This window comes from Clostridioides sp. ZZV15-6597, from assembly GCF_020657815.1.
Lineage (GTDB): Bacteria > Bacillota > Clostridia > Peptostreptococcales > Peptostreptococcaceae > Clostridioides.
The window spans coordinates 1-248 of the sequence record NZ_JAGWCT010000293.1 but is presented as its reverse complement, the minus strand read 5'-3'; the positions used below and the strand labels follow the sequence as shown (position 1 = coordinate 248).

At 28.6% G+C, this 248-nt stretch carries 1 protein-coding gene; it reads right to left on the bottom strand.

The annotated features are described in order from the left end of the window. Positions 1-104 precede the first annotated feature (104 nt). The coding region (locus KGF52_RS21275) for a transposase (protein WP_227841545.1) at positions 105-248 on the bottom strand (144 nt) is incomplete at its 5' end.

Genomic DNA, 248 nt, shown 5'->3' with positions numbered 1-248 from the left:
TAAGCTAACTATATGATTTCAACAATTAGCACTCTCTATTTGTTTTTCCCTTACTAATTCAAATTGTGTTCTAGTTAGGTTTAATTTTACTCTATGAGTTTTTATCATTTTTTCTTACTCCTAACTTGTTGATTCTCTACGTATTGTTTAACTACTTCTAAACTTACAGAACCAACAGTTCCTACGAAATAACTATTAGTCCACATACTAGGCATACTAGACTTTAAATGTTGGAAATTTTCTCTTAA